Annotated in this window: 1 protein-coding gene; it reads left to right on the top strand. The window is 23.5% G+C overall.

Annotation, left to right across the window (positions count from 1 at the left end):
- Positions 1-341 precede the first annotated feature (341 nt).
- The coding region (locus CLCOS_RS00010) for a tyrosine-type recombinase/integrase (RefSeq protein ID WP_153042885.1) at positions 342-537 on the top strand (196 nt) is incomplete at its 3' end.

A 537-nucleotide genomic window follows, 5' to 3' on the forward strand; every position in this document is an offset into this window, starting at 1 on the left:
CTAAATTTATGATAGCGTTAAAAAGGCTTTTTGTTTCCTCCTGAGTAAAATATTTTATTTTTTTATTACCGGTTCTTTCCATTTAGTTTCCTCTTTTCAAAATAATTGTACAATATAAATATTTTGTCCGAAAAATAAGAATTTTATACCTATTTACTGTTTTATTCTTCCAATATAATTCCACAAATTTTAAATTATGATATTTATTTCTTCATTATTCTGTAAATTACAACATTATTTTAATACTGTTTTCATAATAATTGGATTTTACTCAATATTATGCTATAATTTATTATACAAAATATTTATATTGTACAATTATTTTGAAAAGAGGAAACTAAATGGAAAGAACCGGTAATAAAAAAATAAAATATTTTACTCAGGAGGAAACAAAAAGCCTTTTTAACGCTATCATAAATTTAGATAATATACATGCAGTTAGAGATTTAGCAATTTTTAGAGTTGCTTATAGATGTGGTTTAAGAGCATCTGAAATTGCTTTGATTAAATTGGAAGATTATAACGCTTCAAAGGCCG

This window comes from Clostridium coskatii, assembly GCF_001675205.1.
In the GTDB taxonomy this organism is placed as follows: domain Bacteria; phylum Bacillota; class Clostridia; order Clostridiales; family Clostridiaceae; genus Clostridium_B; species Clostridium_B ljungdahlii.